The 6,000-nt window shown below is 46.4% G+C and carries 6 protein-coding genes; all 6 read left to right on the plus strand.

Features of this window, described 5'->3' with window-relative positions:
• Positions 1-35 precede the first annotated feature (35 nt).
• Positions 36-1,082, plus strand: coding sequence for a sensor histidine kinase (locus I3248_RS05165; protein ID WP_238062788.1), 1,047 nt, complete (start codon positions 36-38; stop codon positions 1,080-1,082).
• Positions 1,083-1,397: 315 nt separating this feature from the next.
• Complete coding sequence (locus I3248_RS05170) at positions 1,398-2,135, plus strand: LytTR family DNA-binding domain-containing protein (protein ID WP_238062790.1); 738 nt, start codon at positions 1,398-1,400, stop codon at positions 2,133-2,135.
• Between the two features lie 139 nt (positions 2,136-2,274).
• Positions 2,275-3,291 carry a hydroxymethylbilane synthase gene (hemC, locus tag I3248_RS05175; RefSeq protein WP_201557446.1) on the plus strand — a complete coding sequence of 339 codons (1,017 nt, stop codon included), beginning with the start codon at positions 2,275-2,277 and terminating at the stop codon, positions 3,289-3,291.
• A 165-nt stretch (positions 3,292-3,456) separates the two neighbouring features.
• Positions 3,457-4,323 (plus strand): uroporphyrinogen-III synthase, encoded by an 867-nt coding sequence (locus I3248_RS05180; protein ID WP_238062791.1) that lies wholly within the window; start codon positions 3,457-3,459, stop codon positions 4,321-4,323.
• Between the two features lie 32 nt (positions 4,324-4,355).
• Entirely contained in the window at positions 4,356-5,348 is a 993-nt protein-coding gene (locus I3248_RS05185) for a hypothetical protein (protein ID WP_025646172.1), read from the plus strand.
• Positions 5,349-5,371: 23 nt separating this feature from the next.
• Entirely contained in the window at positions 5,372-5,878 is a 507-nt protein-coding gene (locus tag I3248_RS05190; RefSeq protein WP_238062792.1) for an acyl-CoA thioesterase, read from the plus strand.
• Positions 5,879-6,000 lie beyond the last annotated feature (122 nt).

The following is a 6,000-nucleotide window of genomic DNA, read 5'->3' on the forward strand; positions in this document are numbered from 1 at the left end:
AGGTCGCCTTGCTAGCTGAGCGCTTAGAGTTTTTCGTGCCGAAAGTTACGGAGATGATGACGCTTTGGCAATGGCTACAGTATATCTTGGCTTGGGCGCTGTTTGTTACTATTGTTGGTCGGCATGAGCTGGCGACAGGGCCGCAGTTTTTAGTGGCTTATCTGGCTAAGTGTATTCATTATATTTTAGCCATTATACCGACTTTATATTTAGTAGATTATTTGCGTCCAATATTCAAAAGGATCAATCCTATTAGAGTCAGTCTCTATATAGTGCTGATGTTCATGCTGGCGTCTACTTTAGCTATGCTATTGGTCATTTTAGTGTTGATTAATGTCGGCTGGCTGGCGTACGAGCGTCAGGCGCTAGGGCTAGAGCTGCTATTTAATATGATGTTTACCGGCGGTTTTACTTTAGTATTTTTGCTTTATTTTATGCGTCGTCATCGTGAGCTGATAGCGCTGAAGCAATCCTTTGAATACAAGCTTAGCGCCCAAAACGACTTAATAAAGGCGCGTCTATCTCCGCATTTCTTCTTTAATACGATTAACAGTTTGCTATCGCTTATAGAGTCTAACCCGCCTTATGCAGCTAGGCTACTTGAGCATGTCTCAGCGCTGTTTCGAGCCAGTTTCAATGGCGTACGCGAGATTAGTTTTGAGGAAGAGGTGGCGCTTTGTAAGCACTACGTGACGATTGAGTCTTATCGCTTGGCAGATAAATTAGTTGTTAATTGGCAGCTGCCCGATGACGAAGTGATGGGCGATATGGTCATCACTGCGCTTACCTTACAAAGCATTATCGAAAAAATACTTATCAATGTGGTAGAGATGACCACGGAGACGATATATATAGATATAGCTGTCGTCTGGCAAGATCACCGCGTTATTATCACTGTCAGCGTACAGCTTCCGAGTAAAACCTTGATGATCGTACATGATCTACGTCAGCACGTTAATTTTCGGATGCAAGCTGAACGCTTACAACTCTATTTTGGTCCCAGCTCAAGCATTAAAAGTACGGTCACTAACACCCAGATTGTGACGATTATCGATTATCCTTTGCAAGATGCAGGCTTGTAATGTAGGGCTGCCTATTTCCGTGTATTTGCTGCATGACTGGCTGTTAATACTCAAAAAAGCATAAGTAATACCTGCAATATGGTACGTTTATTGCACTGTATTTATTGTCTTAGATCTATTACAGAATGAAGTACATACCCAAGAAAAATAGTCATCTCCCTAAATTGTCAGTGTCCTAAATGATAACCACGGTAAAAACGAAAGCTATAAAATAAGAAGTATAAAATAGTCGCTATAGATATAAAAAATGGCTGGCGATAGTCAAGATGACGATTTTGAACCAACCGACTGAGTAAAGAGTAGAAGAGGTGTTTTATGCGGATAGTAGTTTGTGACGATGAGCCACTCGCACGCGAGCGTTTGGTCAGGATTGTCAAAAAATCAGGCCATGAAGTTGTGGCGCAAGTAGGCACTGGAGCTGAAGCGGTTGACGCTGTAAAACTCCATCAGCCTGAGCTCATACTGCTCGATATACGTATGCCTGAGATGGATGGCGTACGCTGCGCGCAAATACTTGGCGAGCTTGAACATCCGCCAGCGATTATCTTTGTCACCGCTTACGATCATTATGCTATTGCCGCTTTTAAGGCCAATGCTATTGGCTACTTGTTAAAGCCTGCCAATAAAGATGAGCTGATTGACGCTTTGAGTAAGGCCAGCAATTTAAATGCCGCGCAGCTCGATGGCATTCGTAAGCTTGAAGATCCAATGTCGCGTCCGCCACGTGAGCACATTGCAGCTCGTACCCACCGCGGGGTTGAGCTAATTAACATCAGCGATATCTACTATTTTACGGCAGATCAAAAATACGTCAAAGTCCGTCACACTGATGGGATAGTGCTGATTGACGAGACGTTGAAAGAGCTAGAAGAAGAGTTCGACGATCGCTTATTTCGTGTCCACCGTAATGCCATTATTAATTTAGATTTTTTGGACTTCTTAGAAACAATAGAAGGCGGTCGTTATCAAGTGCGCTTTAAAGGAACAGATGAGACGCTAGCCGTGAGCCGTCGCCATCTGCCCGCGTTACGCGAAAAAATCCAAAGTATGTAGATATTAAGGGTGTTAAACACGCCTTAATTAACCGACCATATCATCAGACCTCTATTTATGCTTAAATAGGGGTATTTTTTTGCGCTAAAGTCATTTTATTCTGATATATCTCTTTATATTTATCATTCCGAGGCTATCTATGAGCAATACTCAGTCATCTCCTTTGTCTACTTTGAACATCGCAACTCGTCAAAGCCCTTTAGCCTTATGGCAAGCTGAGCATATTCGCGATCGATTATCGGCCTTATATCCTGATTTGACCATCAACCTGCTCAAAATTGTCACTAAGGGTGACAAAATTTTGGACACTCCTTTAGCAAAAATCGGCGGTAAGGGCTTATTTGTCAAAGAGCTTGAGCAGGCGCTTTATGAAAAACAGGCAGATATCGCTGTGCATTCGCTCAAAGACGTGCCGATGCAGCTCCCTGAAGGTCTAACACTTGGGGTATATTGCAAGCGCGCCTCGCCAACCGATGCTTTTGTGTCTAATACTTATAATAATATCGATGAGCTACCACAAGGCGCTGTGGTCGGCACAGCAAGTCTACGTCGCCAATGCCAGATCAAAGCCTATCGCCCAGACTTACAGATTAAGACTTTGCGCGGCAACGTAGGAACGAGACTCGGTAAGCTCGACGCTGGAGAGTATGATGCGATTATCCTTGCCACTAGTGGCTTGCAGCGTATTGAGCTGGACGAGCGTATCCGTAGCGAGCTGGATATCGATACATGCCTGCCGGCAGTGGGCCAAGGCGCTTTGGCTATCGAATGCCGTGAGGACGATCAAGAGGTAATGGCACTACTAGCTCCGCTCAATGATGATATGGCGCGTATTCGCCTAATCGCTGAGCGCGCGCTGAACCGTCACTTGCAAGGCGGGTGTCAGGTGCCCATTGCCGCCTACGCGATATTGCAAATGGCAGATGCTGCCGATATCAGTAGTAATCTTAATGATGATAATGGCGACACCTTATGGCTGCGCGGACGCGTTGGTGAAGAAGATGGCAGTAGACTGTTAAAAGCGGAAAAGCGCATAACGCTGAGCGGCACACAAGCACAAAAAGAGCAGCAAGCCAATCAGCTAGGTATTGATGTTGCTGAGCAACTACTAGCAAAAGGAGCTGGCGCTATTTTGGATGCTATTTATAACCCTTAAGCATATAATTTAAGTCGCAATTAGCAATTAGCAATAATTAGTATAGGCCCTGCCAGCTGCGCATCATAATACTCGTGCTTTAATAATGATGCCGCTATTGTATTGGCGATTGACCATAGCGGCATTTGTCTGTGTCATTTAATGTCTCATTCAAGGTTTAACTCGGTGCCCACCTCAATGTCTCGTAACCTCTCACCAGTAGTGATTAATACCCGTCCCATAGAACGCGCCGCTCCTTTGACCGAGCACTTACAAGATGTCGGCTTTGCAGTGGTCGAGATGCCCATGCTGAGGTTGCAGACGCGCGCGGTCGTCGATGCCGATATCGACATCATGCGGCGCTGGCTTGCCGGTGATTATCAAGCGTTAGTGGTGGTCAGTCCTACCGCCGCGCAGTCCGGTTTGACCGTCTGGCAAGCGCTGATTGATGAGCAGCAAGTGCAGCCAATCGAGCCAATAACAGCGAAGCACGCTCACTATGAGCCGCCAAGCGCTATCATTGCTGTTGGTGACGCCACCGCTGAGGTTTTACAAGCGGCGACTCAGCCAGTTCTACAGCCGTTAATAGCGAATAATGAAGGCATGCTAGCGATGCCAGAGATTGAACGGTTGCAAGCAGGCGATAAATTACTGGTTTGGCGCGGGCTTGGCGGGCGTAGGCTTTTGGTCGATACGTTGCAGGCGCGCGGGGTTGAGATCGAGAGCATCGCATGGTATGAGCGCATGATGCCAAACTCGGCGGCGAGTGATTATGCAACATGGTTAGCAAGCTATCTTAATCAACAAGACCAAGCTAGCACATCGCAACCTAAGCCTATTGTGATTATCAGCAGTGGCACCGCGTTTGAGTATTGGGTCAGTGTCGTGCAGCAAGCACAAACAAGACATACGGGCGCTCTTAGGTTAGACGACTTTCGTTATGTGGTGCTAGGCGTACGCTTAGCGGGAATGGTGGCCGCGCAGCAGCTTATGTATATTCAGGTCGAGGATTTATCTCCTGAAACGATTTCGATGGCAATCAATACGCCCTAATAGTTATCTTCTTTTAAATAATGGTGCTTGTTATGTCAACTGAGCCTAAACCGTCATCTGAGTCGCCTTTAGTCATTCAGCAGCGCCGGCAAGCGAATATATTATTACTGCGCTTGCAGTGGTTGTTTATTGTGCTTTTAGCACTAGCGCTGGTTTGGCTTTACGTCAGTCAGCAGCGCTTTGAGAGCCAAATCAAAGAGCGCCTGAATAATAATGAGCAAGTAGTCACTCGTCTCAATGAGATGGATGACCGTCTGTTCGCCATTAGCCAGCAGACCGCGCCAGCTCCTAAAGCGCCGCTCACCAGTCAAGCGCAGAATCAGTTAGACTTATTGCGTATTCAGATGCAAGCGGCAGATAGTTTGCTTGCAGATAACAACTATAGCGCGGCGATTGACTTATTAACTGGGTTACAGTGGCAACTGTCACAAGCAAACAATGAGATCGCCCCGGCGCTCAATATCGTCATTAAGCAAAGCCTCAGTGATGACATCGAGCGTCTGCAAGCGCGGAGTGCTCAGCCTAGCCCGTGGCAATTACAGAGCTTAGCTATTCAAGATATCCAGACCTTTTTGCATCGCTATGAAAAGTCTGTTGATAGTCGCTCAGTCACCAAAAGTAATGAGCAGTCCAGTCACACTTTACCGTCTAAAAACACCAGTCTTAGCCGCCGCCAGTTGATCATTCACGAAGCGCTGATGACGCTTAACTTAGCCATACAAGCGAGCAATATGCGTGAGCCTGATCAGTTGACACGCTACTTGAGCCAAACGCGCGCTCAGCTACAGCCCTTAGTCGTCCCAACGCAGGCTAAAGACCACAGCGTCTCAAAAGGTGAGTCATCAACAGAGCAGAAAACGGCTAATCTCAGTGCTGCTAATGCTAACAGTGACAAATCAGCAGTAAAAACGCCGAGCAATATTAGCGAAGTCATTACTTGGTTGGATGAGTTAATAGCCAGTCCTCCTGAGTCTATGCCACTACTGACCACCCAAGTGCTAAATCAGCCTAAAAATAATCAATAACACAGAATTATGGATACTCTACTATGAGCCCTACTAGTCCTGAGCATACCAAAGTCAAACAGCAGAACCAGACGCATAGCAATGGGCAAGATGAGACGCCCGCTGCTTTACAGCACTATCCTGTCATTTACTCTCAGGTGGTGCAATGGGGCGAGATGGATGCCTTAAACCATCTCAACAACGTCGTTTATTATCGTTATGCTGAGTCGGCGCGCATTCATTATTTGCAAGCCTTAGATCTGTTCGAGAGCGGCGCTATGTTGCTGGCGCATTCAAGTTGCCAGTATCTGCGGCCAGTCACTTATCCTGACACGCTACTTATAGGTCTACGTTGTCAGCGTTTGGGTACTACCAGCATGATTATAGAATATAGCTATTATAGCCAGCAGCAGCAAGAGGTAGTAGCAGAGGCAGAAGCGGTCATCGTACGTTTAGATAATAATAGTGAGCACAAACTGCCTTGGACAGCTAAAGAGCGCTCGCGCCTGCTCGCTTTAGAAGCGCAATTTGATCATACCCCAGAGCATTAAAGCGCTTCTATCATTCTATCGACAAAAAAAGGCACGCTAACAGTAGCTAGCGTGCCTTTTTATTTTTAATTAGGGCGTGTTGAACATTCACAAATGCGCACTGCTGATCGCTACTAGTTAAT

This window comes from Psychrobacter sp. Ps3 (genome assembly GCF_022129275.1).
GTDB classification, from domain to species: domain Bacteria; phylum Pseudomonadota; class Gammaproteobacteria; order Pseudomonadales; family Moraxellaceae; genus Psychrobacter; species Psychrobacter submarinus.